This is a genomic window from Silvimonas sp. (genome assembly GCF_031291215.1).
In the GTDB taxonomy this organism is placed as follows: domain Bacteria; phylum Pseudomonadota; class Gammaproteobacteria; order Burkholderiales; family Chitinibacteraceae; genus Silvimonas; species Silvimonas soli.
This window is the reverse complement of record NZ_JARLJK010000122.1, coordinates 160,986-186,580: the sequence shown is the minus strand read 5'-3', so window position 1 is coordinate 186,580 and position 25,595 is coordinate 160,986. Positions and strand designations below refer to the sequence as shown.

At 56.6% G+C, this 25,595-nt stretch carries 25 protein-coding genes; 8 read left to right on the top strand and 17 right to left on the bottom strand.

Annotated elements, in window-relative coordinates; genetic code table 11:
• Window positions 1-26: 26 nt before the first annotated feature.
• The 6 genes from P4L78_RS13600 to P4L78_RS13575 form a co-directional block, all read right to left on the bottom strand.
• Window positions 27-269, bottom strand: coding sequence for a succinate dehydrogenase assembly factor 2 (locus P4L78_RS13600; RefSeq protein ID WP_283149825.1), 243 nt, complete (start codon window positions 267-269; stop codon window positions 27-29).
• A gap of 72 nt (window positions 270-341) precedes the next feature.
• Window positions 342-1,043 (bottom strand): succinate dehydrogenase iron-sulfur subunit, encoded by a 702-nt coding sequence (locus tag P4L78_RS13595; RefSeq protein ID WP_283149826.1) that lies wholly within the window; start codon window positions 1,041-1,043, stop codon window positions 342-344.
• A 200-nt stretch (window positions 1,044-1,243) separates the two neighbouring features.
• Window positions 1,244-3,010 carry a succinate dehydrogenase flavoprotein subunit gene (gene sdhA, locus P4L78_RS13590; protein ID WP_283149827.1) on the bottom strand — a complete coding sequence of 589 codons (1,767 nt, stop codon included), beginning with the start codon at window positions 3,008-3,010 and terminating at the stop codon, window positions 1,244-1,246.
• Window positions 3,010-3,357 (bottom strand): succinate dehydrogenase, hydrophobic membrane anchor protein, encoded by a 348-nt coding sequence (sdhD, locus tag P4L78_RS13585; RefSeq protein ID WP_283149828.1) that lies wholly within the window; start codon window positions 3,355-3,357, stop codon window positions 3,010-3,012. The genes sdhA and sdhD overlap by 1 nt, the downstream gene beginning before the upstream one ends.
• Complete coding sequence (sdhC, locus tag P4L78_RS13580) at window positions 3,351-3,725, bottom strand: succinate dehydrogenase, cytochrome b556 subunit (RefSeq protein WP_283149829.1); 375 nt, start codon at window positions 3,723-3,725, stop codon at window positions 3,351-3,353. Before sdhC ends, sdhD begins: the two co-directional genes overlap by 7 nt.
• Before the next feature lie 173 nt (window positions 3,726-3,898).
• Window positions 3,899-4,621, bottom strand: a complete 723-nt coding sequence (locus tag P4L78_RS13575) for a GntR family transcriptional regulator (protein ID WP_283149830.1) — start codon at window positions 4,619-4,621, stop codon at window positions 3,899-3,901.
• 345 nt (window positions 4,622-4,966) lie between these two features.
• Here P4L78_RS13575 and P4L78_RS13570 point away from each other — a divergent pair, with 345 nt between their 5' ends.
• The gene (locus tag P4L78_RS13570; RefSeq protein ID WP_283149831.1) at window positions 4,967-5,947 is read left to right on the top strand and encodes a malate dehydrogenase; all 981 of its coding nucleotides are present in this window, start codon (window positions 4,967-4,969) and stop codon (window positions 5,945-5,947) included.
• Between the two features lie 284 nt (window positions 5,948-6,231).
• On the opposite strand, the gene nagE is transcribed toward P4L78_RS13570, so the two are convergent.
• Window positions 6,232-8,202: an N-acetylglucosamine-specific PTS transporter subunit IIBC gene (gene nagE / locus P4L78_RS13565; protein ID WP_309328510.1), complete on the bottom strand. Its 1,971-nt coding sequence runs from the start codon at window positions 8,200-8,202 to the stop codon at window positions 6,232-6,234.
• 609 nt (window positions 8,203-8,811) lie between these two features.
• Here nagE and dapA point away from each other — a divergent pair.
• On the top strand, window positions 8,812-9,687 hold the full coding sequence (gene dapA / locus P4L78_RS13560) for a 4-hydroxy-tetrahydrodipicolinate synthase (protein ID WP_283149833.1): 876 nt from the start codon (window positions 8,812-8,814) through the stop codon (window positions 9,685-9,687).
• A gap of 37 nt (window positions 9,688-9,724) precedes the next feature.
• A complete protein-coding gene (gene bamC / locus P4L78_RS13555) occupies window positions 9,725-10,948 on the top strand; it encodes an outer membrane protein assembly factor BamC (protein WP_283149834.1) in 1,224 nt (407 codons plus the stop codon).
• A 223-nt stretch (window positions 10,949-11,171) separates the two neighbouring features.
• On the opposite strand, the gene P4L78_RS13550 is transcribed toward bamC, so the two are convergent.
• Both P4L78_RS13550 and P4L78_RS13545 read right to left on the bottom strand, forming a co-directional pair.
• On the bottom strand, window positions 11,172-11,984 hold the full coding sequence (locus tag P4L78_RS13550; RefSeq protein WP_283149835.1) for an anti-sigma factor: 813 nt from the start codon (window positions 11,982-11,984) through the stop codon (window positions 11,172-11,174).
• Complete coding sequence (locus P4L78_RS13545) at window positions 11,981-12,502, bottom strand: sigma-70 family RNA polymerase sigma factor (RefSeq protein WP_283149836.1); 522 nt, start codon at window positions 12,500-12,502, stop codon at window positions 11,981-11,983. The genes P4L78_RS13550 and P4L78_RS13545 overlap by 4 nt, the downstream gene beginning before the upstream one ends.
• Window positions 12,503-12,641: 139 nt before the next feature.
• On the opposite strand from P4L78_RS13545, the gene P4L78_RS13540 reads away from it, so the two are divergent.
• Complete coding sequence (locus tag P4L78_RS13540) at window positions 12,642-13,538, top strand: metallophosphoesterase (RefSeq protein ID WP_309328509.1); 897 nt, start codon at window positions 12,642-12,644, stop codon at window positions 13,536-13,538.
• A gap of 2 nt (window positions 13,539-13,540) precedes the next feature.
• Window positions 13,541-13,903, top strand: a complete 363-nt coding sequence (locus P4L78_RS13535) for a cupredoxin domain-containing protein (RefSeq protein WP_309328508.1) — start codon at window positions 13,541-13,543, stop codon at window positions 13,901-13,903.
• Between the two features lie 254 nt (window positions 13,904-14,157).
• Here P4L78_RS13535 and P4L78_RS13530 read toward each other — a convergent pair whose 3' ends face one another.
• The 6 genes from P4L78_RS13530 to P4L78_RS13505 form a co-directional block, all read right to left on the bottom strand.
• Complete coding sequence (locus P4L78_RS13530) at window positions 14,158-15,546, bottom strand: TolC family protein (RefSeq protein ID WP_309328507.1); 1,389 nt, start codon at window positions 15,544-15,546, stop codon at window positions 14,158-14,160.
• Window positions 15,547-15,560: 14 nt separating this feature from the next.
• The gene (macB, locus tag P4L78_RS13525; protein ID WP_309328506.1) at window positions 15,561-17,528 is read right to left on the bottom strand and encodes a macrolide ABC transporter ATP-binding protein/permease MacB; all 1,968 of its coding nucleotides are present in this window, start codon (window positions 17,526-17,528) and stop codon (window positions 15,561-15,563) included.
• Between the two features lie 171 nt (window positions 17,529-17,699).
• Window positions 17,700-18,890 (bottom strand): macrolide transporter subunit MacA, encoded by a 1,191-nt coding sequence (gene macA, locus P4L78_RS13520; protein WP_309328505.1) that lies wholly within the window; start codon window positions 18,888-18,890, stop codon window positions 17,700-17,702.
• A gap of 209 nt (window positions 18,891-19,099) precedes the next feature.
• Window positions 19,100-19,507 (bottom strand): hypothetical protein, encoded by a 408-nt coding sequence (locus P4L78_RS13515; protein WP_283149842.1) that lies wholly within the window; start codon window positions 19,505-19,507, stop codon window positions 19,100-19,102.
• 54 nt (window positions 19,508-19,561) lie between these two features.
• Window positions 19,562-20,197: a glutathione transferase gene (gene yfcF / locus P4L78_RS13510; RefSeq protein ID WP_309328504.1), complete on the bottom strand. Its 636-nt coding sequence runs from the start codon at window positions 20,195-20,197 to the stop codon at window positions 19,562-19,564.
• Window positions 20,198-20,249: 52 nt separating this feature from the next.
• The gene (locus tag P4L78_RS13505) at window positions 20,250-20,885 is read right to left on the bottom strand and encodes a GNAT family N-acetyltransferase (RefSeq protein WP_309328503.1); all 636 of its coding nucleotides are present in this window, start codon (window positions 20,883-20,885) and stop codon (window positions 20,250-20,252) included.
• A 136-nt stretch (window positions 20,886-21,021) separates the two neighbouring features.
• Here P4L78_RS13505 and P4L78_RS13500 point away from each other — a divergent pair, with 136 nt between their 5' ends.
• From P4L78_RS13500 to P4L78_RS13490, 3 genes are all read left to right on the top strand, one after another.
• The gene (locus tag P4L78_RS13500) at window positions 21,022-21,273 is read left to right on the top strand and encodes a hypothetical protein (RefSeq protein ID WP_309328502.1); all 252 of its coding nucleotides are present in this window, start codon (window positions 21,022-21,024) and stop codon (window positions 21,271-21,273) included.
• Window positions 21,274-21,606: 333 nt separating this feature from the next.
• The gene (locus tag P4L78_RS13495; RefSeq protein ID WP_309328501.1) at window positions 21,607-22,056 is read left to right on the top strand and encodes a hypothetical protein; all 450 of its coding nucleotides are present in this window, start codon (window positions 21,607-21,609) and stop codon (window positions 22,054-22,056) included.
• 115 nt (window positions 22,057-22,171) lie between these two features.
• Window positions 22,172-23,344: a CmpA/NrtA family ABC transporter substrate-binding protein gene (locus tag P4L78_RS13490; protein ID WP_283149847.1), complete on the top strand. Its 1,173-nt coding sequence runs from the start codon at window positions 22,172-22,174 to the stop codon at window positions 23,342-23,344.
• Between the two features lie 23 nt (window positions 23,345-23,367).
• Here P4L78_RS13490 and P4L78_RS13485 read toward each other — a convergent pair whose 3' ends face one another.
• Entirely contained in the window at window positions 23,368-24,345 is a 978-nt protein-coding gene (locus P4L78_RS13485) for an NAD(P)-dependent oxidoreductase (RefSeq protein WP_283149848.1), read from the bottom strand.
• Window positions 24,346-24,485: 140 nt separating this feature from the next.
• Window positions 24,486-25,409 (bottom strand): glyoxylate/hydroxypyruvate reductase A, encoded by a 924-nt coding sequence (locus P4L78_RS13480; protein ID WP_283149849.1) that lies wholly within the window; start codon window positions 25,407-25,409, stop codon window positions 24,486-24,488.
• Window positions 25,410-25,595: the final 186 nt, after the last annotated feature.

Sequence of the window (25,595 nt, the reverse complement as noted above, 5' to 3'; positions counted from 1 at the left end):
ATGCCGGCTTGATGCCAGCCGTGTATCTATCGGTGCGCGCCAACCCGTTCAATCATCGGTACCAGACGTTGATCCGGGCATTGCGCTTTGCCATTCAGGTAATCCAGCAAATCGTTGTCAGACAGCAGCAGCATCTGTGCATAGGTGGTCCAGTCAGCTTCACTGAAACCAGGCAACACGTCGCGCACAAAGCGCTCCAGTTGGATATCCAGTTCCAGCAAGCCCCGGCGGGACCGCCAGACGATGCGTTTTTTCTCTATTTCATCCATGACTGCTGTCCGTTGTTACTACTTGTCTACCACGCGAAGAGTCGTGTGCTGCTGTTTTATGGCGGGTGATGGTTAAACCACGCGCTTGACCATCAGGTCTTTGATCTTGCCGATGGCTTTGGTTGGATTGAGGTGCTTCGGGCACACATCCACGCAGTTCATGATGGTGTGGCAACGGAACAACCGATACGGATCTTCCAGATTGTCCAGACGCTCATTGATGGCCTGATCGCGGGTATCGGCAATAAAGCGGTACGCCGCCAGCAAGCCCGCCGGGCCTACGAATTTATCAGGATTCCACCAGAACGACGGGCAAGAGGTCGAACAGCAGGCGCACAGGATACATTCATACAGGCCATCAAGCTCTTCACGATCTTCTGGCGACTGCAGGCGTTCGCGTTCTGGCGCCGGGTCGTTGTTGATCACGTATGGCTTGATCGAGTGGTACTGCTTGAAGAACTGGGTCATGTCGACGATCAGATCGCGAATCACCGGCAGACCTGGCAACGGGCGGATTTCCACGGGTTGTTTCAGATCGTTGATGTCGGTGATACAGGCCAGACCGTTCTTGCCATTGATGTTCATGGCATCCGAACCACACACGCCTTCGCGGCACGAACGGCGAAAGCTCAATGTGTCATCCACTGTCTTCAGGCGCACCAGCGCATCCAGCAGTTTTTTGTCGGATGGCTCCAGCTCGACGTGATAGTCCTGCATGTACGGCTTGGCATCGACGTCCGGGTTGAAGCGATAAAGTTTGAAATGCATTTTCATTTTAAATAAACCCTTCAAAAATCCTCTTACTACCAACCTCACGAACGCAGTGAGGCCCCCTCGCGGCGGCGAGGGCGGGGGGAGTCGGGATGGAACAGGGGAGCCGGTCTTCGCAAGCAGCATGCAGCCAGCGCCCGGCTTTGCCGGGTGCCCGCACGGTGTTCTGCAATACGAATAACGGTAACGAGTTCATGTGAGGCTCAGTAGACGCGTTTTTGCGGCGCGATATATTCGACCGACAACGGTTTGGTATGAACAGGCTTGTATGACAGCGAACGGGTCTGGCCGTCATACAGCGTGTGCTTCATCCACTCGTCGTCGTGACGATCCGGGTGGTCATCTTGCGCATGGGCACCGCGCGATTCCTTGCGGGCTTCAGCGGAGATCAGCGTCGCCACAGCGACTTCGATCAGGTTGTCCAGTTCCAGCGCTTCAGTGCGGGCAGTGTTCCAGACCTTGGATTTATCCTTGATCTGGGTCCGCTTGGCCCGTTCGGCGATGGCTTTGATTTCTTCCACGCCCTTGGCCAGGTTCTCATCGTTGCGGAACACACCGGCGCGCAGTTGCACGCACTTTTGCATGGCATTGCGTACATCGGCGACATCTTCGCCACCGGTCTGGTTTTCCAGACGTGCCACGCGGGCGAGAGAGAAATCGGCGGCATTGGCGGGCAGCGGCTTCCAGTCCGGACGTTCGTTTTTGATGTATTCGATCATGGAGTTGCCAGCCGACTTGCCGAACACCACCAGATCAAGCAACGAGTTCGTACCCAAACGGTTGGCACCGTGCACCGAGGCACAAGCACATTCGCCAGCGGCATAGAAGCCGTTTACGCGCACTTCCGGGTTATCACCCTTCGGCGCCACGACTTCACCCTTATAGTTGGCCGGAATACCGCCCATCATGTAGTGAGTTGTCGGCACAACCGGGATCGGGTCTTTGATTGGATCAACGCCAGCAAACTTGATGGCGATTTCACGAATACCTGGCAGGCGATGGTTGATGATTTCGGGGCCGAGATGGTCCAGCTTCAGCAACACATGGTCTTTTTCTTTCCCGCAGCCACGGCCTTCGAGAATTTCCAATGCCATAGCGCGGGAAACCACGTCACGCGATGCCAGGTCCTTGGCATTCGGCGCGTAACGCTCCATAAAGCGTTCGCCATTGGCATTGAGCAGAATCCCGCCCTCGCCGCGCACGCCTTCGGTAATCAGCACGCCCGCCCCGGCTACACCGGTTGGGTGGAATTGCCAGAATTCCATGTCTTCCAGCGGAATACCGGCACGTACGGTCATGCCCAGACCGTCGCCGGTATTGATAAATGCGTTGGTGGAAGCAGAGTAAATACGACCAGCACCGCCAGTGGCAAACAACACGGCTTTGGCGTGGATGATGTAGGTTTCGCCGGTTTCCATTTCCAGCGCGGTGACACCGATGACGTCGCCATCTTCATCACGGATCAGGTCCAGTGCCATCCATTCCACAAAGAACTGGGTATTGGCGCGCACGTTGCGTTGGTACAGCGTGTGCAACATGGCGTGACCAGTACGGTCAGCGGCGGCACAGGCGCGTTGTACTGGCGTCTTGCCAAATTCGGCCATGTGGCCGCCGAACGGACGTTGATAGATTTTGCCGTTTTCCAGGCGGTCGAACGGCATGCCGAAATGCTCCAGCTCAACCACGACTTCTGGCGCCTGACGGCACATGAATTCAATCGCGTCCTGGTCGCCGAGCCAGTCGGAACCCTTGACGGTGTCATACATATGCCATTCCCACTTGTCTTCCTGCACGTTGCCCAGTGAGGCGGAGATGCCGCCTTGTGCTGCAACGGTATGGGAACGGGTCGGGAATACTTTGGACAGCACGGCGGTTTTCAGGCCCGCTTCAGACAATTGCAGTGCGGCGCGCAGACCGGCGCCACCGGCACCAACGATGACTGCATCGAATTTACGAACGGGAACAGACATCAGGCACCCCACACAACTTTAACGGAATAAACAAGACTGGCGATCAGCCACACCAGAGTGAGCGTATGCATGGTCAGGCGCAAACCAGCGGACTGGATGTAATCCATCCAGATATCGCGAATGCCAACCCATGCATGCCACAACAAGGCCAGTACGGTGACTTGAGTCAGCACCTTGACCCAGGTACAGGCGAACAGGTTTTGCCAGGCTTCAAAACTGGTGCCATGTGCAAACAGCAAGAACGCCACCAGACCGAGTGTGTAAACCAGCATGATGACAGCGGTAATGCGCTGCACCAGCCAGTCGCGCAGGCCGTAATGAGCGCCGATAACGTGGCGATTTACCATGTCAGACCCCCGATAATCACGGTCAGCGCCAGGCTCACAATCAGCACCAGCTTGGAAGTCAGGCGTGCGGTCGGCAGGTCCAGACCTTTGTGCACGTCCAGAAACAGAAAACGCGTACCCGCGCAGACGTGATGCAAAAAGCCCCACAGCAGCACTAGCAACAGCAGTTTTACGATGGGATGCCCGATACAGGCGCGGAAGGCTTCGAAATGTTCAGCGGAGGACAGAGAACCAGCCAGGGCATACAGAACGAACGGAATCGCAACAAACATCAGCGCACCACTGGCGCGATGCAGAATGGAAACAATCCCCGGCAACGGCAGCCTGATCTGCCATAGCGCGAGATGCTTGGGCCTTGTTTGACTCATACGCTCTAATCCCCTTGACTCTCAAGTTTGAAAAACCAGCGATACCAACCGCCACATCGTCTGGCTGCAGCATTTTTGAAAACAGCCAGCCAGACAATCAAAAATCCGTTTTTATTACTGTTACTGATTACTACCACTGCATCACCGCTGCGTACCCGCTACTGCGGCAGCCCTTAGTGATCATCTTCCAGTGCTTGTAATGCGTATTTCTCACTACTAAACCATGCCACGCTCCACACCTGCGGCACATCGTCGAAATCCCTGGCCAGGCGCACAACCTGCAGCACCGGTTCATTAACTTCTATCTGCAACAAGCGGGCTTCTGCCTGCGCCGCCGGGACTGCGCGATAACGCACATCGCCACTCTTGAGCCGCACCTGGTAGTCTCGCCAGCATACGGCACGAATATTGCCGCCAAGTTCACGCAACTTACGCATATCCAGCGCGGGAAAAGTCACCTCCGACAACAACGACTCTTCGACGCCGATCACTTCGCCATCCACCCGCACCAGCCGCCTGATTTGCCACAACGGCGCACTACGGCGCAAATGCAGGATTTCCGCCAGATGTTCACCAGCGTGGATTTTCACGCAACTAAGCACTTCCACTTTGGGCGTGCGCGCGTTGTAATCATTCAAAGATGCAAAGCGCAAACCACTCAGTTCATCGCCCGCCTCGGTCACAAATGTGCCGACACCCTGGCGCCGGTAAAGAACTCCATCTGCGACCAGCCCATCAAGCGCCTTGCGCACAGTCCCCTGACTTACACCGAACCGTTGAGCCAGCTCTTGCTCGCTGGGCAGGGCTTCATCACCTTGCCACATCCCGGATTCAATATCAGTGAGAACCTCACGCAGGACCTGCTGGTACAGCGATTGTGCGATGAGCTTTTTCATGATTTTGAGCTTTTTAACATGTTGTCGGCGTGGAGTCTACTACAGTCTTATATAAGACATAAGACAAATTGCCGATCAGCGGCCAGGCGACGCTAAAACGCACCACCAGCCGCAGAGTGCGTGATAAACTTTCGGCACTTTGCAACATTGATCTGGTTGTTGGCTGGTACGGTACGGCGCCATGTAATCGAAAATTTACGTAGCGCGTTATGTCAGCAGTACAACATTTGCGGCTCTACCATGCCGAATCAACCAGATTCACTGCTTACATGGCACGCGAGAGTTTGTTCTGGCGTTGTCGTCGACGGCGGGTCACCCGCCCATTTTCACGCGGAGTAGTAATCAATGAAAAAACCCGTACGCGTTGCTGTTACCGGCGCCGCCGGTCAGATCGGCTACAGTCTTCTGTTCCGTATTGCTTCTGGCGCCATGCTCGGCCCGGATCAACCGGTCATTCTGCAGTTGCTGGACATCACCCCGTCGTTGCCAGCACTGAATGGCGTGGTAATGGAACTCGACGACTGTGCCTTCCCGTTACTGGCTGGCATCGTGCAAACCGATGACCCGAAAGTTGCATTCAAGGATGTGGATATCGCCCTGCTGGTTGGCGCGCGTCCACGTGGTCCTGGCATGGAGCGCAAAGACCTGCTGGAAGCCAACGGCGCCATCTTCACCGCACAAGGTCGTGCGCTGAACGAAGTGGCCAGCCGTGACGTGAAAGTGCTGGTTGTGGGCAACCCCGCCAACACCAACGCCTACATTGCCATGAAGAATGCACCGGATCTGAACCCGGCCAACTTCACCGCCATGATGCGTCTGGACCACAACCGTGCGCTGACACAGATCGCTCAAAAGACCGGCAACGCAGTGACCGCCGTGAAGAAAATGATCATCTGGGGCAATCACTCCTCCACTCAGTACCCGGATATTTTCCATGCTGAAGTGAACGGCCAGAACGCAGCCCAACTGATCAACGATCAGAAATGGCTCGAAGCCGAGTTCATCCCTACCGTGCAACAGCGCGGCGCCGCCATTATCAAGGCTCGCGGCCTGTCTTCGGCAGCGTCTGCAGCCAATGCAGCTATCGACCATATCCGTAACTGGGTATTGGGCACACCGGAAGGCGATTGGGTCACCATGGGCGTTCCGGCCAATGGCGAATACGGCATAAGCGACCTGATCTTTGGCTACCCGGTAACCTGCAAAGATGGCAAATACACCATCATCCAAGGCCTGGACGTCAGCGAATTCAGCCGCAGCCGTATTGATGCATCAGCCAAGGAATTGTCTGAAGAACGTGATGCTGTGAAGCATTTGCTGGCATAAGCGATTGCCAGACTGATATCCGGAAGCTGGATATACAGATCAAAAAAAGGCGAACCAACCGGTTCGCCTTTTTATTATTGCGCGCCGATTCCGCCAAAGCCCATAGCAATAACAGGACCACGCCTGAAACCCGACTCCACAATCCAGAGCGCTAATTGCAAAGTACAAATCGCACGATAACCGTCACAGCAACTGGCAGCACCAATAAAAAAAGCGAACGGACAATGCCGTTCGCTTTTCAGAATCAGTCAAACTCCGGCTAGCGAGCCAACCGGAGTAGATGATTACTTGTTGAGCACCACGTACAGTGGCGTCTTGCCTGCTTCAACAGTACCGCTAGCCAGATCACCCAGACCTGCAAACTGATCCGAATTGCTGATCACAACAGGGCTGATCAGCGATTGGGCGTTGGCAGCCAGGTATTCCAGATCCAGTTCAAGCACAGGATCACCGGCATTCACATGCGCGCCCTGCTCAGCCAGGCGAGTAAAGCCCTGACCTGCCAGTTTCACGGTTTCGATACCGATGTGGACAATGATTTCCGCACCGCTATCTGCTACCAGCGCAAACGCGTGATTGCTGTTGAAGATCTTGACCAGCGTACCGCTTGCCGGAGCAACCACAAACTTGCCGGTTGGCTGAATCGCAATACCCTCACCCACAGCCTTGCTGGCAAACGCGGCATCCGGAACTTGTTCCAGCGGCACGATATTACCGGTCAGCGGAGCCAGCAGAACCAGACCCTTGGCCGAAGTCGGCACTACAACAGGAGCGGTCGCTACGGGAGCCGGGGCTGCAGCTTTTGGCGCAACCGGAGCCACCGCCGGAGCAGCAACAACCGCAGCAGGCTTGCCTACCAGTTGACGCATGCCATCAGCGATCATCTCGGCTTTTGGCCCGACAATGATCTGAACGTTTTGCTTGTTCAGGCGAATCAGGCCCGAGGCGCCCAGGCGCTTGGCTTCCGCTTCGTTTACCACTGCGGAATCGTTCACTGTCAAACGCAGACGTGTAATGCAAGCGTCGATGCCTGTCAGATTTGCAGCACCACCCACTACACCAATGTAGGAGCTAGCCAGCGCAGCGATATCGCCACTTGCTGGAACAGCACCCGCACCTGTAGGGGCTTCCACTTCGTCTTCACGACCTGGAGTCTTGAGGTTGAACCACTTGATGAACAAGGTGAACAACACGAAGTACAGCACAAACCAGACGGCGCCCATGATCAGCAGCAGGCTGACGTTCTTGGCAGCAGGCAGCTTGGACATCAACACAAAGTCGATTGCACCGGCAGAGAACGAGAAGCCAGCGTGGATATCAAGCATTGTGGCGATGTAAGCCGAAACACCTGTCAGCACAGCGTGCACGACATACAGTGCAGGAGCCAGGAACATGAACAGGAACTCAAGCGGCTCAGTCACGCCAGTCAGGAAGGCAGTAAATGCCACCGAGAACAGCAGACCACCGACAACAGCGCGACGGCTCTTTGGTGCAGCAAGGTACATGGCCAAAGCGGCGCCTGGCAGACCGAACATCATTACTGGATAGAAACCAGCCATGAATTGACCGGCAGTCACGTCACCAGCAAAGAAGCGGTTCAAGTCACCGTGAGCAACAGTTTGCACGCCATCTTTCAGATAGCTGTAGTCGCCAATCTGGAACCATGCGATCGCGTTGATCACTTGATGCAGACCGGTCGGGATCAGCAAACGGTTAACGGTTGCGAATACGCCAGCACCCAGGGCATGCGCGCTAACCATCCAGTCGCCGGCGTCTTTGATAACGCCCTGAACCGGTGGCCAGGCATAGCCCAGAATCCATGCCAGTATCAGCATCGTCAAACCGGTAATGATCGGCACAAAGCGTTTGCCACCGAAGAAAGCGAGCCAGTCTGGCAGCTTGATCGTATGGAAATGGTTGTACATGACGCCCGCGATCAAACCGGAAAGAATACCGGCCAGCACGCCCATATTGACGTCTTTATTGATCACTACCATGGCTTTGGTGAGAATCAGATAACCCACCGCACCCGCAAGTGCAGCTGCACCTGCATCATCCTTCGACCAACCCACTGCAACACCAATGGCAAACACCAACGCCAATTGGCCAAAGATAGCCCCACCCGCTTCAGCAATAAATGGCAGGTTGAACACATCTGGCTGTCCAAGCCGCAATAGCAATGCGGCCACTGGCAGCGTCGCAATTGGCAGCTGCAAGGAGCGGCCTAACCTCTGCAATCCGCCCAGCAAGTTCATGTTGCCTCCTGTTTAAAATGATAATAAGAAATTAGGCTGCACAAGACAGCACCTTATGATGTTGTAATCGCTTCCAGGGTACAAGTAAACCCTGGCGGATTATTCCACTGTGCTATGCCCTGTGCAATGTCAGGCAGGAGAAGTATTCACATCAATCAGGACAACTGATTGAAGCAGAATGCTTTTTGTTACATGAATGGCGCGGCTTACAACTGTTTTCTGTATAAATCGGCCCTTCATTTCCACCTCTGGCAATGTTGGCGTTTTACCGCCTTTATAACTTTTGACTTCTATATAACGCCGTGTAACTTACGCAACAAATGCGATTTCCATTTTGTTTTTAAGCAAGTTTTTGCTGACACAACTTGCCTTGCAACCGGTACAGAAAGCAGAAACTTCGGGGCATGAGATTAAATTTTGCGATTTTGCGAACTACCACCTTCTGCCCGGACCCGCTGTCGGCCCGGGGCGATCCGGCCCTTACATACACTCGCTATACACTCTTGATTCCACGCGCTCGTGCGTTCGGTTAGAATGGCGGCTTGCACAATCGCCGGCAGCGGGTATCCTGCGTCGACGAACTCCAGTAGACATAACAGGTAATTGCACATGCTGACAGGTAGTCTGGTTGCGCTCGTGACACCCATGAAGGACGACGGCGCTCTTGATTTTGATCGTTTGAGGCAGTTCGTTGACTGGCATATTCAGCAAGGTACTGACGGGCTTGTCGCTGTGGGCACCACCGGCGAATCCCCTACCGTTGATGTTGAAGAGCATATCGAGATCATTCGCGTAGTTGTAAAACAGGCAGCTGGCCGGGTTCCGGTCATCGCTGGCACTGGCGCCAATTCCACACGCGAAGCAATTCACCTGTCGAAAAAAGCCAAAGAAGCTGGCGTATATTGTGGCCTGTCGGTTGTCCCCTACTACAACAAGCCAACTCAAGAAGGCCTGTTCCAGCATTTCAAAGCCATCGCAGAAGAGTCCGGGTTGCCCACTTTGCTTTACAACGTCCCTGGGCGTACCGTGGCCGACCTTGCCAATGACACCGTTCTGCGCCTGGCCCAGATCCCTGGCATCATCGGACTGAAAGATGCTACGGGTAATCTGGAACGTGCAGCTGACCTGATCAAACGCGTACCAGCCGGTTTTGGCTTGTACAGCGGCGACGACGCTTCGTCGATCGCATTTTTGCTGCTGGGTGGACATGGCGTGATTTCGGTGACGGCCAACGTCGCTCCACGCCAGATGCATGATCTTTGCGTTGCCGCGAGCGCCGGCCGTATTGCCGACGCGCGGGCCATTAATGATCGCCTGCAGGATTTACACAAATATTTGTTTGTCGAAGCCAACCCGATTCCGGTCAAATGGGCACTTGAAGAACTGGGTTTGATTGGCAGCGGCATCCGCCTTCCGCTTACCCGCCTCTCTGAAAGTGCACAACCGGTAGTGCGAAACGCCTTGCAAGCCGCCGGTTTGCAGTAATCCAGAACCGTACAATCACCCGACACAGAATCCGCTCATGAAAAACGTGTTTCGCCTGATGCCCCTTGTCGCCATTTTGGTGGCAGCCGGTTGCACTTCTGTAGACCAGATGCCCTTCCAGAGCAAGGTCGATTATCGTTCTGGCAGCGACAACCTTTCGGGCAACTCGCTCGAAGTTCCGCCGGATCTGACTGCGCCGAACTCCACCAACAATTACGTTGTACCGGGCAAAACCGTTGCCGGGACAACACCAGCGGCAGCGGCTGTTGTACCTGCAGCACCGGTCGCCAACGCAGCCAGTGGTACTGCCGCAGCGCCGGTAGCTACGACTCAGCAGCCGATTACCAAAACCACTGTTTTGCCGCAGAACGAGAGCGCCAAGCTGGTTCAAGCTGGTTCGCAACGCTGGCTGGTTGTGCAAGGTGATCCGGCCAAACTCTGGCCAGAGATTCGCCAGTTCTGGCTGGACAACGGCTTCTTGCTGACTAGCGACAATCCGTCCATCGGCATTATGGAAACAGACTGGCAAGAAAACCGTGCCAATCTGCCGCAGGATATCGTTACCAAGGTGCTGCGCAAACTGGCTGACGGTATTGTTTCCACCGGCCTGCTGGATCGCTTCCGTACCCGTGTAGAACAAGGCACAGAACCTGGCACTACTGAAATCTACCTGACCCACCAGGGTATGCAGGAAGTCTACAAAGATACCGGCAGTTCGGATCAACGCGTAGGCACCAGCACCGGTATCGGTAACATGCAAACCGTCTGGACACCACGCCCGGAAGATCCGGAGCTGGAAGCACAGATGTTGGCCATGTTGCTGCAGAAATTCGGCATGCCTGTGCAACAAGCGCAGCAAGTGGTCGCAACCCCGGTCAAGGTTCCGGATGCCGCTACACTGGTTGACAACAATACCGCCCTGACCGTGAGCGATACTTACGATCGCACATGGCGTCGTGTTGGCCTGGCACTGGACCGCACCGGTTACGTTGTATTTGACCGTAACCGCACCGAAGGCCAGTACTACGTTCACCAGTCGGAATCGGATATCGGCAAGGAACAAACAGACAGCCTCACCAGCAAGCTGGCGTTCTGGAAATCCAAACCGGTCGATAAGGCTGTCGCTCAACCGGAATACCAGGTTCAGCTCAAGCAAGAACTCAACCTGGTCAAGGTTACCGTCACCAGCAAGGATGGCAAGCCAGTGGACAGCAAGATCGTCTACGACATTCTGAGCAAGCTGCAAACGCAATTGAAGTAATCTGCATCGTCCATCCAGTCTGGATGACGACCAATAAAAAACGGGCTGATTGCCCGTTTTTTTATTGCTGACGCCAGAACAAAGCGGCCATTCTGATTGACTCGGACACAAACCCTTTTTGCCCAGCAAATACCGCCGAGGTCTAATCCAATTAATTAGAACGCGCGGTAAGCTATTCGCTGGACTGGCTGCGCTCAGTTGCCTGTTCGTGGCAAATGAGAGACTAAGTTGCCCCGGCCGCTCTCAACAATCCGGCAAACCGCTGCAAATCCGCCGCATTCAAATCCGATACCGCCCAGCAATTCATTCCTTCCTGTTTCCAGGCCAATAGCTGATAGCCCTGCTGCGTTTGCACCAACGGCGTGGCATTGGCTGCCACTTCAGTTGCTGGCCACACATATACGTTGATCACGTGCAGCTTGTAGCGATACACCAATGCCGCTACGGGCCGATGATTCAGATAATCCAGCCGCCCACCCGCAAGCGGAAAACCGGCGCTCGCCAGATCGTGCACCGGCGGTGAGAAATCCAGCTTGCCAGCAAACCATGGCTTCACTGTATGTTGATCCGTGCTGATCACGTCAGATAGATGTGCCGCCTGCAGCGCCCGGATATGACCGGAAAGAACTTCCTGTGCCAATTGGGTTTGGGACGATGGCGGCTGAGGCAACAACATGAACATCAACAACGCCCCTGCGAGCGCGCCGCCTAACCCGGTAAAACCAGGCCAGAACCAGCCAGACCACTTGGTCCGCGTGCGATTGGCAGGCCGTAATGTCTGCTGCGCTACCCTTGGTGGCTCTGGCTGTTGCTGCGGCGTTCGGTCAACCTCAGCCGACAATTGCTCAGCCAACTCCGCCGGCAGTGGCTGAAAAGCGTCGCGCTGCAGCCAGTTTTGCATGACCAACATCGCGGTATGCGCCTGTCGACATTCCGCGCAATCGGCCAGATGCCTTTCCACGACAAGGACTTCCTGGGGCGGCAATTCGTTGTCGATCAAAGCGGACAAACGCGCCTGGATTTCTTGATGATTCATCGCGTTGTCCCTTGGTTGTTGGTCAAAATGGTGGCTAGCATGGCGCGGGCGCGGGCCAATCGCGACATCACCGTCCCTGGCGGCAAGCCGGTCATGCGGGCAATTTCCTGATAAGAACACTCCGCTAGTTCGCGTAACACCAGCACTTCTCGATAAGGCACGGGCAACTGGCGCAAGGCATCTTCAATCACACGCTTGGCGTCAGCGCGCTCTGCCATATGCTCCGGGTTGAAGGTCCAGTCAACGGCTTCAGGGCCGGACTCATCCAGCAAATCGTGCGGGCGCTGGGCCGCCACGCTGTCATAAAACGCGTTGCGCACGATGGTCAGCAACCAGGCTCGGGTTTCAATGAGCGAACCAGAAAACCCGTCGAAATAGCGCCATGCGCGCAACCAGGCCTCTTGCACCACTTCCTGGGCTTGAGCGTCATTGCGCGCCAGCCAGCGGGCCAGTTGCCAGGCACTGGAGAGATGCGGCAATGCCAGTTGTTCAAAACGTGTTTTTTTATCAACGGTCATGGGCTGGTTCATACCGTGTAAACCGCGTTGGCCCGGTATTTATTTCAAATACCGGGGAATATTTTTTTGCATAGGTCAGTTACCACATCAGAGCGTCCAGATATGCCGTCCGGACCAATACACAGCAAAGGTGATGATCATGCAAAACGCAATCGACCGCCGCTTGTTTCTCAAGCTGGCCGGGCTGGGCGGTGTGGTTCTGGTTACGGGCTGTGCCATGCCCGGGATGGGTGGCGAGATGGCGGCCCAGTCCGACTTTTATTTTGTGCAGTTGTCCGACACCCACTGGGGCTTTAAAGGACCAGCAGTGAACCCGGATGCCACAGGCACGTTGCCCAAGGCCATTGCCGCAGTCAACGCACTCAATCCGCCGCCGGATTTTGTGGTGTTTACTGGCGACCTGACCCATATCAGTGAAGACCCGGCAGTACGGCGGGAACGTCTCACGCAGTTCAAACAAATGGCATCGACCATCACCGTGCCGGTAGTGCATTACATGCCCGGCGAACACGACGCGTCGCTCGACAATGGGGCGGCCTACCAAGAGTTTTTTGGCGCGACCCATTATGCCTTCGATCATAAAGGCGTGCATTTCATCGTTATTGATAATGTCAGCGACGCCCACGCCCGCATCGGTGCAGATCAACTGGCCTGGTTACAAGCCGATCTGGCCGGACAGCCTAAAGATGCGCGCATCGTCGTATTCACTCATCGCCCACTCTTTGATTTATACCCGCGTTGGGATTGGGCCACGGCGGATGGCGACCAGGCATTGGCACTGCTGATGCCTTATCAAAACGTGACTGTGTTCTACGGCCATATCCACCAGGAACACCATCACATGACTGACCACATCGCCCACCACGCCGCACACGGCCTGATGTTTGCGCTGCCCGCTCCGGGCTCGCAGCCACAACGTACGCCCGTGCTGTGGGATGTAACGGCGCCTTATCGCGGCTTGGGTTATCGCGAAGTGACCGAGCGCGTTACGACTTCGACGCCCGCATTAACTGAATTGCCAGTCACAGGAGCTTGAACATGCCTGATCGACGCCTGTTTTTACGCGGTATGCTCACGGCACTGGTCACCGGTTCGACCATGGGACTGATCCGTGCCGCCGAGCCACCCGTATTTCGCATCAGCGCGCGCCGCTTTACCTACACGCCCGCCACGCTGGATATTCCGGCGCACCAAACGGTGATTCTGGAACTGACCGTGAGCGATATCGTGATGGGCTTCAATCTGCCGGATCTGAAACTGCGCACCGACCTCGTCCCCGGCCAGACCGCACGGCTGACACTGCCACCGTTACCTCCCGGCGAAGTGCCGTTTTTGTGTGATGTGTTTTGCGGCAGTGGGCATGAAGATATGAGCGGGATGTTGCGGGTGGGGATGAAGTGAGAACTGCCTCGGTGAATCGGGCCAAAGGTGTGTGGGAGCTTCTCTACTTCGTCATTCCCGCGCAGGCGGGAATCCGGCGGCAATATTCGCAGAAACCCAAAAAATCTTTGGCCCCCAGTTAACCTGGCCAGTGCAATCGCCCGTTCCCGCGCTGTAACTGGACTCCCGCCAGCGAGGGAATGACGATGCAAAGCTTCCCGGATTATCGGGATGAATCCATCCTGCCTCTGGACGACCCCAAGGCTGTCCACCGCCTATGAGCCTGCTTGCGCATCGCCACCCAGCGCCTTGTACAGCGTCATCAAATTAACCAATTGGTTGTAGTGGTTCTCCGCCAGCGTAATATCCGCCGAGCGACGGGTTTCTTGCTGATCCAGCCAGTCTTTGACGCCGGTTTGTCCGGCGCGGTAGCGGGTTTCGGAAAGCTTTTCTGCCTTCACTGCGTAGTCATAGGCAATCTGCCGTTGCTCGCCTTCGGCCATGTACTGGGTGCGGGCCGAGAGTGCGTTTTCTACGTCGGCCAGGGACGAGTAAAGCGTCTGACGGAAGTTGACCACGGCTTGTTCGTACTGCGCTTGCGAGACCTTGATCGTCAGTTGCGTGGTGTTCCACTGAATGAACGGCAGCGTCAAACCAGCGCCGAGCGTGCCGATTGGATTTTTGAGTACGTCGCCCAGGCTGGTGCTGCCGGTGCCCACGTTACCGGTCAGGCTGAAAGCCGGGTAGAAACTGGCTTTGGTGGCATCGACATTGGCCAGACTTTCACGCAAGCGGGCTTCGGCAGCGCGCAGATCCGGGCGGCGCGACAGAACATCGGCGGGCACACCAGCGGGTACGTCCGGCAGTGCGCCAGTGGGCAAAGCGGTGATTTCTGTTTCGCGGTTTTCCGGTGCCTGGTTGAACAAGATCGCCAGTGCGTTGCGGGCTTCTTCACGTTGTTGTACCAGGCTGGTCAGCGATGCTTTTTGCGTTGCCAGATTCTGCATCGACTGCGCTGCATCCAGCCCGCTTGATTGCCCGGCTTTATGCTGCACGCGTACCAGATCCAGCGTGCGTTGGGCGTAATCGATGCTTTCCCGGGCCGACGTCACGCGCTGGTTCAGATAACCAATCTGCCAGTACAGTTGGGCGGTAGTGCCAATCAGCGCCAGCGCGGTGTTCTGGCGATCCAGTTCGGTGGCAGTCGCTTCCCATTGCGACACATCGCGCAGGCTCGAAAGCCGTCCCCACAAATCAATCTCATAACTAAGCGCGACGTTAGCACCGTAAGCCTTGGTGGTCGGGCCGCCGTTTTGCAGGTTTTTGACGGCGCTGCCGGTCACCCCTGCAGTCACAGCAGGCGTGAGGTTGGTATCAGTCAAACCAGCCTGCAAACGCGCTTCGCGTACTTTGATGGTGGCGGCGGCGAGATCGTTATTGGTGCGCAATGCTTTGTCGATCAGCGCATCCAGTTGCGGATCGTTAAAGCTTTTCCACCAGGCATCCTGGCTGGCCACTTCACTGCCGGTGGTGGCCGGATTGACCCAATGTGCTGGCAAGGTCGCGCCAGGAGTCTGGTAATCACTGCGCAGAGCGCTACCGCAACCGGCGAGCGCCAAGGTGAGCGCCAGCGCGGTGAGTGGAACAACATATTTTTGTTTCATTGAGTTTTTCATCATCATTCGCGCGCCAGCGCTTCAATCGGGTCCAGCCGGGCCGCGTTGCGGGCGGGCATAAAGCCAAAGATCACGCCAATCAGCGTCGAGCAAACGCAGGCCGCCACAATCGAGCCCACCGAGAATTTCATCGACATCACCGAGACAAACATCGAGAACACCACGCCGATCCCGAAAGACAGCAACACGCCTATCACGCCGCCAATCAGGCAAACCAGCACGGCCTCAATCAGGAACTGCTGCAGGATATCGTTCTGTCGTGCGCCCACCGCCATGCGAATGCCGATCTCATGCGTACGCTCGGTGACGGATACCAGCATGATGTTCATCACGCCGATCCCGCCCACGATGAGCGAAATCACGGCAATCGCCGAGATCAGTAGCGTCAGCGTGCCAGTGGTTTTTTCCACCGTTTTGAGGATGCTGTCCGATGAATTGGTAAAGAAGTCGGTGGTACCGTGGCGCAGGGTCAGCACTTTGGTCAGGCTTTGCTCGGCCAGATCATTGGGCATGCCATCGCGCACCCGCACCGTGATGCTGTTGAAATACTGCTGGCCCAACAACCGCCCCATCGCCGTGGTGTAGGGGATGAACACCTGCAAATTGGAGTTGCTGCCAAACGCACTTTCTTTCTTCTCGGCCACCGCCACAATCGTGCAAGGCAAGCTGCCGACCAAAATCACCTTGCCGACCGGGTTTTCCCAGGTTTTGAAGAGTTTGTTGCGAGTGTTGTCATCGATCACCACGGTTTGCGCCTGGCGGCGGACTTCATCCGCGCCAAACGCCACGCCACCGGCCATTTTCATGTCGCGCACGCGAAAATACTGTTCGCCCACGCCGCTTACCGAGGACGTTGCCGTGACGTTGCCGTAACGCAGCGTTTCACTGCCAGAAACTGACGGCGTGACGCTGTCGATAAAGAATTGTGATTGCAGCACGGCCAAGTCGCTGGGCGTGAGGGTGCGAATCGAACTGGCCTTGTCGTCGCCCCAGCCTTTACCGGGGAAGACATCAATGGTGTTGGTGCCGATGGAACTGATGTCATCAATCACCTTCTGCCGCGCGCCCTGCCCCAGCGCCACTACCGACACCACCGACGTAATGCCGATGATGATGCCGAGCATGGTCAGCAGCGTGCGCATGCGGTGCGTCGCCATGGCAATCCAGGCCATCTTGAATGCCTCACCAAAGCGCCCCCAATTGGCGTTCAGCAGGTTCTGCCGGTGTGTCAGCGGCTTTCCCAGCACCACTTTCACCGGGTCTGCGGCTTGCTCGTTGCGGCGATCAGCGATGATTTCGCCGTCATGAATCTCGATGATGCGCTCCGCGTTGCTGGCCACTTGCATATCGTGCGTGACCAGAATCACCGTATGCCCGCGCTGGTGCAACTCACGCAAGATCGCCATGACTTCTTCACCGCTACGGCTATCGAGCGCGCCGGTGGGCTCATCCGCCAAGATCACATCGCCGCCGTTCATGAGCGCACGGGCGATACTCACGCGTTGTTGCTGACCACCGGACAACTGACTTGGCCGATGCATCGTCTTGTCAGACAAACCCAGCCGCCGCAACAGTTCCTGCGCCCGGGCGCGGCGTTGTTGCTTGTCTGTGCCCACATACACCGCAGGGATTTCGGCGTTTTCTTCTGCGCTCAAGTGCGGCAACAGGTGGTAACGCTGAAAGATAAAACCAAAGTGCTCGCGCCTTAGCGTGGCCAGATCATCACCTTCCAGCTCACGCGTTTCGCGCCCGGCCACCCGGTAACTACCGGATGAGGGTCGATCCAGGCAACCCAGAATGTTCATCAACGTGGATTTGCCGGAGCCGGATTGGCCGACAATGGCGACCATTTCACCAGCATGGATGGTCAGGTTCACGTCCTTCAGGACCGTGACCTCTTCTTCCCCGGCGGGAAAGCGGCGCTCCAGATGCGTCAGCTCCAGCAGCGCCTTGCGGGTTTCCTGAGTCATGCCATACCCCACATGCCTTGGCGCTGCGCCTTTGTAGCCCGGATGACGCAAAGCGCAATCCGGGGAGCGGCGATGGAAAGGACGAAACGGCACTCCTCATGGGACTTCGCATACCCCGGATTCTCACTGCGTTTCATCCGGGCTACCGTTTTAGCTTGTTGACGCGTCATCTCAATGCCCTGGCGGCGGGCCGCGATGATCGTCTTGCGTGGCGGCAACCTTGAGCGTGCTGGTGTCGCCCACGATGACCTTCTCGCCTTCACTCAAGCCACTCAATACTTCCGCGTTGACGTTGTTATTCAGGCCGATCTTCACCTTGCGCGTTTCCGGCATGTCGTTCTTGCCAAGCACGCGCACCTCATAACTGCCATCGGCACCTTTCGGGCCTAACGCGGTAACCGGGATCGCCAACGCGTGTTTGGCTTCCCCCTGCACAATCGACACCTGCGCAGTCATTGATGTCTTCAATACGTGGCCCGGATTGGGTACGTCAAACAGCCCGTTGTAATACACAGCGCTGGTTGTGGTGGTCGTTGTGGTGGTGGTTTCGGTGCTGATGGATTCTGGCGCCGGTTCAATTGCCCGCAACTTGCTGCTAAAGCGTTTTTCCGCCGCGCCCAGAATGGTGAAATACACCGGCTGGCCCGGTTTGACGCGCACCACGTCCGCTTCGGAAATCTGCGATTTGATGGTCATGGTATCGAGGTTAGCCATGATCAGAATGGTTGGCGCCGATTGGGCCGACACCACGGTCTGCCCTTCTTGCGTAACGATCGAGATAATCTCGCCATCCATGGGCGCGGTAATGCGCGTGTAACCCAGGTTGGCTTTGGCGGTATCCACATCCACCGCCGATTGCTTGATCTGCGCATCGAGTGCGGCCAAGTCAGCTTTGGTGGAATCCACCTGCGCCTGCGCGCTTTCCAGATCAGCGCGCGCGCTGGCGTCGCTGGAGATCATGGTTTGCTGGCGCTGTAACGCCAGCTCATATTGTTTGAGCAGCGCCAGCTTGGAGACCTTCTGCGCCTGAACGTTATTCAGGCCCGCTTCGGCTTTACGCAAGTCATTCTCTTGCAGCACTGGATCGATCTCGGCCAGCAACTGGCCTTTTTTAACCCGATCACCCAACGCCACTTTGAGCGACTTGAGCTGGCCGTTCACCTGCGCACCGACACTCACCTGCTTGATCGGTTTGATGGTGCCACTGGCCAGCACGGTGTCTTCCAGATCCATGCGGCTGACCGGTGTGGTCAAAAATTGGGGCTTGGCGGGTTTGAACAGAAAATGTTGTGCGGCGAACGCCAGCACAAGCAACACCACCGCAATCGCGATGATGCGGGTCGTTCGTTTTTGTAATTTCATCGTTTTTATAAGTCTGAGGGCCTGACTGTTGACTGGGGGATGTTACCTGCGATCAATCGTAATTGCGTGCTTTCAAAGTGATTTAGCCAGCGTGAAATGTAACGATACCGGCGCGATACACACATCAAAGTATTTGAATCATTGCGGACCAACCGAATCTGCCAGCCTCAAAGGCCCGCAAGCATGGACACTTTACTGGCCTGGCAAGCTCACTGTTCCAGCACCTGTTTCAGCGTGGCCAGATCACGCTGCACCCAGTCCTGATCGCGCTTGAAGTCGGCATCACTCATGCCCGGCTGGCGAAACAAGGTCAAGATCACGTCACTACCATCATCGTTAGCAACCACCCTCAACGGCACGTAAACCTCCGGCACACCGGCCGCTGGAACGCCAGCCGGACTGATGTAATGATCCAGTACGCCGTATTCGTTGGCGGGCGTGAACCGCACCGGTAGCTCCCCACTGGGCGAATCGGCGTACCAGATGCCGTTCTCGTGCCGGATTCCCCGACTCAAACCGGACGCCCATTGCGGCCAGTTAAACGGGTTAACCAGAAACCCATAGACGTTGGCCACTTCGCGCGAAATGGAAACCGTAATAACAATAGATGGCAGCATGATGATTCCCCAAAACCAGTTAGCCCTATCAATCAAGCGACTCGCATTGCCGAATCAAACCCCGCGCAAGGCCAGCCACTTTTGCACCGACGGCCGTTGCCACTGGGCATTGGCGTAGCGGCGCAGCTTTTCCGGGATTTCATCGCCATTTTTGACAAGCCGGTTGAGCATCAGTGCCAGATCGGTATCGGCAATGCACCATTGGTCAAACAGGCTGGTGCTGCCATTGGCGATCAAACGCTCGGCCACATCGATCAGTTTCTCGGCGGCTTCCGTGCCTTCAAATGATAGCGGCGTAGATTCGGGAGCGATGAATACCACCTCGGTCGGGCGTTCGATGCGCAGCGCTAGCAAATCGCTGCGCAACCAAGCCTGCACCTGCCGCGCCCGGGCGCGCTCGTAGCGGTTGGTGGGTAGTACATTGGCGTAATCTGGCGCTGGATAAGTATCTTCCAGAAATTCCACAATGGCGGACGATTCAGACAAATGAAAATCCCCCGCCACCAAAGTCGGTACCCGTGCGGTAATGGATTGGCTGCGATATTGCGGGGCGTAGTGCGCGCCTTTACCCAAGTCAATGCCCTGCACGGAAAATGGCAGCCGTTTATCTTGCAGGGCCACAAATGCGGTCATGGCATACGGGCTCAGGAACTGGGCATCGGTATAAAGCGTGAGCGATTCGGTGGTCATGATGTTTCGTTCCGTCTGGTTGCTGGGTAGTTGCAGGCTGGGCAGGTTTGGATCACAACGGGGTGGCGGCCTTCACGGTCAGGGCCGGCCGGGTGTAATAAAGATCCCATTCTTCTTCGCGCGTCAGGACAAAGCCATGGCGGACGTAAAAACGGTTGGCGTCGCTACCACGCAGAGCAGCCAGATGCATGGGTTGGTTGTGGGCGTCTGCCACATCCATAAGATGCCGCAGCACTTGCGAGCCCAACCCTTGCCCGCTCACGCTGGGCAATAGATAAAAATTATACAGATGAAGGCCGTCGGCCTCGTGCGTCATGCAGTAAAAACCGACGCGCTCACCGTTCAGATTAATGCTTTGAGTGGCAGGTGCGTTGAACTGATCACGCATGCGCTGGCGCGCCCGGTTCTCGTCAAATCGCCCCACTCGTTCCAGGCTTTCACGCATGGCAGCCACACGGATATCGGCAAGGTTTTCCAGGTCGTTGGCCGTAACGGCCGAAAAATCGAGGGTGCCAGACATCGGATAAATTTCCGGGAAATGGAGATGAAGGTAGACCCACAAAGATAGCAGATCGCGGTTTTCCGATGCGTAGTACGCCCCTGTAATGCGCTGCGGCCAGTTGGATTGCCTGACAGAAATCATAATGTGGTCACCCCCATGCCGTGCCAGCTTGAGCTGATATGTCACTTGATCGTAATGCTTACAGCCTAAACTGCGGGCCTGTCCGGAGCCATTACCCGCTGCGAGCCACGCGCATACAAATGCCTGGCGCGCCGTTTTTCCGGATCTTGTTCACTGTGGTACTGCATAAACAGGTTTATCGATGTTCAGCAAATTTCGCCTTCCGCCAATTCGCGCTCGCCGTTCCCCTTTGTATTACCCGCTGTTTGCCATCGGCGCGGTGCTCACGCTTGCAGCGCTTTACGGCTGCAAAGACATGGTTGCCGACCCGCATCTTGCCGCAGCACAGCAGGTTATCCCGACCACAACCCATAACGATGTCAGCACTTCTCGCCAGCAACGCCAGCCGCGACAAGAACTGGTCGCTTTGAACGAAAAGTTATTGCTGAACTGATTTATTGATGGTTTGTTGATACCGAACCCAAGCCGGGTCGAACACCCTGGTTGTGGGATCGCTACCGTCTCAAACAGACATCCGTTAGCGCCAGGCCGTTCAGCGGCTCTTGCTTTGAGCTGCCTTACGCTTTGCGCAAATTCGCATCATTGATCCGATGCGCCAAAACCACTCAGCGCTGCACCAACATGGCGCAATCAAAACTGGGCTGGGTTTCTACTATCAGCAAATCTCCTTACTTATCAAAGCACTGCCTTCTATGTTGCAATGCCACATCACCGGCATGCTTCTTGCATTAGCCTGATTACCCATCGTTACTAAAGAAGCCAAGCCATGCTGCGCATACTTCTGGTTACCGATACCGAAAAAGCCCTGGGCGACGTGCGTCAAGCACTCACCCGCCGTGGCTATGCCCTGCTCCCGGATGCCACTACGGCGCCGGGGTTGGTCCGACTCATTGAAGGCCAGTCACCCGATCTGGTGCTGGTCGACGCTGAATCGCCATTGCGCGATACGCTGGAGCAACTGGCGGTGATGAACCGCAATGCCCCGCGTGGGTTGCACATGGGCGATCAGCTTGCCGATTTGCGTTTGCAACAAGCCACGCGAGATCTGGGCGTTTCGGTTTACGCCTCGCATGAAGCAACGCCTGCCAGCGTGGCGCCCGTGCTGGCCTTGCTGGTAGCCCGTTTGACCCAAGCCGCCAGCGTGCAACAACGGCGAACCGAAACCGCCCGCATCACTGCGGATCGCGCTTTGCTGTTGCACGCCAACGGTCTATAACCCAGGCATCTTTTCAATTTTCCGGTTGCGGCTGGCATTGGTTGGTCGATATGAACCAGTGCCAGCGCAATCTTAACTACCTGCCAGACCATTCGGCTCTGTACCTGATACCACCATGCCCGCCAACTCCCTCGCGCCCTATCGCGCCGGGTCAGACCAAGACATCCCGGAAAAAACGCATCTGAAGCTCGGCTACGTCGCCCAAGCCGAATGCGCGCCGCTGGTCGTCGCGCAGGTCAGAAATCTGGGGGCTCGTTACGGCATTACACTGGAACTATGCCGCCAGCCATCCTGGTCGGCATTGCGTGACAAATTGCTGAGTGGCGAGCTGGATGCCGCGCAGATGCTGCACGGTATGGCTTATGGCATTCATCTAGGCTTGGGTGGCCAGCAAGCCGACATGGCGGTGCTGATGACCCTGAACCAGAATGGTCAGGCGATTACGCTGTCCAATTCGCTGGCTGAAGCGGTGACATCTGGCGGTTCCTTGCGCATGAAGCTGGCAGACACGCCACGCCGCCGGGTGTTTGCGCATACTTTTCCGACCGGCACCCACGCGTTATGGCTGTATTACTGGCTGGCTGCACAGGGCATCCATCCGCTGAACGATTTACGCAGCGTCACCATTCCACCGTCACAAATGGCGGAATCGCTGGCCAGAGGGGAACTGGATGGCTATTGCGCCGGTGAGCCGTGGAGCACGCTGGCCTCCAACGCCCATAACGGTGTGACGGTGGTGACCAGTGGCGAAATTTGGCCCGATCACCCGGAAAAAGCCCTGACTTGCCGCCAGGACTTTGTCACTCGCTACCCCGGCAGCGCCCGCGCCTTGATCAAAACATTGCTGGATGCCTGCCGCTGGCTGGACGATTCGGCGCATCGCGAAGAAGCCGCACGCTGGATGGCGGATGCCACCATCATCGGGCAATCGGCGGATCTGATCACCGCGCGTCTATTGGGTAATTACGGCAGCGCGCCGCTCCGTCAGCCGCCAAGGCCTATCCGCTTCTTTGCCGATGGCGAGGTCAATTTCCCATGGTTGTCGGATGGCCTGTGGTTCCTGTCGCAATTCCGGCGCTGGGGTATGACGCGTGAACTTGCCAGCACCACCATTACGGTCGTCAAGGCGGTCAACCAGACGGCGCTTTACCGCGAAGCCGCTGAAGCCATCGGCGTGAACGTGCCAGTTGATGAATACCGCAGCAGCGTATTGATGGATGGCTATCACTGGACCGGCATCAACCCCGATGGCTATGCCAGTTCATTCAGCGTGCGCGAGCGCGGCTAAGACTGGCGCAACCCTGCCCGTTCTCAAAATGCAGCTGGATTGACCAGATTGGTTAAATCCGGCTTGCCCGCCAACGCATTGACCAGATTACTGACCGCGCTCACAGCCATGGCTTTGCGGGTCTCGAGCGTGGCTGACCCAAGATGCGGCAATGCCACCACATTGGGCAGCTTCAGCAAAGGGCCATCCACCGGCGTGGGTTCAGCCGCAAACACATCCAGCCCGGCACCACGCAACTGACCTGCCATGAGCGCAGCGGCCAGTGCGTGTTCATCCACAATGCCACCGCGCGCGATATTGATCAGAATGGCGTCCTTCTTCATGAGAGCCAGTTGTGGTGCGCCCAGCAGATTGCGGGTTTGCGCTGTCAGCGGCACCGTCACCACCACAAAATCCGACTGCGTCAGTAGTTCATCCAGCTCAACGTGGCGGGCGCCATAAGCTTGTTCTGCAGCCAGGTTAGGAGTGCGCTTGGTGTACAGCACCTTCATGCCAAACCCCAGCGCGCCACGTCGCGCTACTTCGCTACCGATCCCACCCATGCCGATAATGCCCAGCGTTTTGCTGTGTACATCCACGCCAAAATATGTCTCTGCCAGATTGGCTTGCCAGCCGCCAGCGCGCACCCAGCCATCCAGTTCCACCACTCGCCGCGCCACCGCCAACATCAGCGCCAGCGCGGTATCTGCAGTGGTCGCGGCTAGTGCGGCGGAAGTGTTGAACAACGCCACTCGCCGTTGCGTGAGGTCCGCCACCTTGATGGTGTCGTAACCCGCCGAGATAGTCGATACCACTCGCAATTTGGGCGCCAGTGCCAGTAGTTCGGCATCAATGCGCATGCCTGCCCCAATCATGCCTTCGGCCTGGGTGAGCGCGGCGTGCCATGTGGGCAAGTCGGCCTTGGCGCCCTTGGCATCAAACCGGCGTAAATCGAAGGTATCAGCCAGTTGCTGCAGCAGATCTGCGGGCACCGGGGACGCGAGGATGACGACAGGTTTCATGCGTAACTCCAAACGGGGCAAAGCGGGAAATGGACAGGACTGGTAATTTCAATTCAATAATTTGATTACCATTGTAATTAGATTAACTATGTCAGCCACAACAAATTACCGCCCTGCCATTACGCTTTGCACTTCATCACTTAATAAGCCCGTTGCCGATCCACCACACCGGCCACCGTTTCACCGCGCTGCAGTGCCCGCAGCTTGTCTGCAATCTGCTGCACCGATGGCCCCGGCAAGGTGTTGGCTGCAACGTGCGGGGTGATAAACACCTGCGGATGTCGCCACAGTGGGTGATCCACCGGCAGCGGTTCTTCGGGAAAGACATCCAGTTGCGCACCCTGCAGATGGCCGCTATCGAGCAGCGCCCGCAAGGCATTCAAATCGATCAAATCTCCGCGCCCGGCATTGATGATCGCAGCACCGGTGGGTAACAGTGTCAGGCGCTGTTCATCCAGCAAGCCACGCGTTTCTGGCGTGGCGGGCAACAGGCAGACCAACACATCAGTGCGGGCCAATAGCTGCTCTAGCCCCGCTGGGCCGTGCAGGCAATCCACGCCATTGACGGTTTTGGCATTACGACTCCAGCCACTGACCGGGTAACCCAACGCCAGCAACGCCTGGCAAATGCGTACACCCAGTTCGCCCAGACCCAGCACGCTGACACGTACCTCGGCTGCGGCACGTTGCGGTAATGGCTGCCACACACCCGCTTGTTGCTGGCGAACGTAGCCATCCATATTGCGTTGAAAACGCAGTACGCCAAACAGCGCGTATTCGATCATCTGCTGTGCCATCCCGGCATCGGTAAGGCGGATGACTGGCACATGGGCAGGTAAATCATCGCGCTGCAAAAAGCGATCTACGCCGGCGCCCAAGGCAAACACTGCACGCAGATTGGGAAAGCGCGCAAATAAGCCTTGCGGCGGTCGCCACGTGGCCAACCATTCCACCGCCGCATCGTCGACAGTCTCTGGATAAGCCGCGACCGGCATGTGCGGCAGCGCTTGTCGAAACAGATTGGCCCAGTTCGCGTCACCAGGCGGGGTATGGATATAAAGCATAGGAGGCAGACTCAAACAGTGGGTTCAGGACGAGGTATGACGACCAGCAGAACAAGCACTATGCCACGGGGGCTGGCTACGCCCAAGCGGGCCCTACAGATAACCCGGCAGATAAGCCGGATTTAAAAAGGCCTGCAGTTGCCTGCAGGCCTTTCGGTTAGTGATGTGCTACTGCTTCTGAGACAG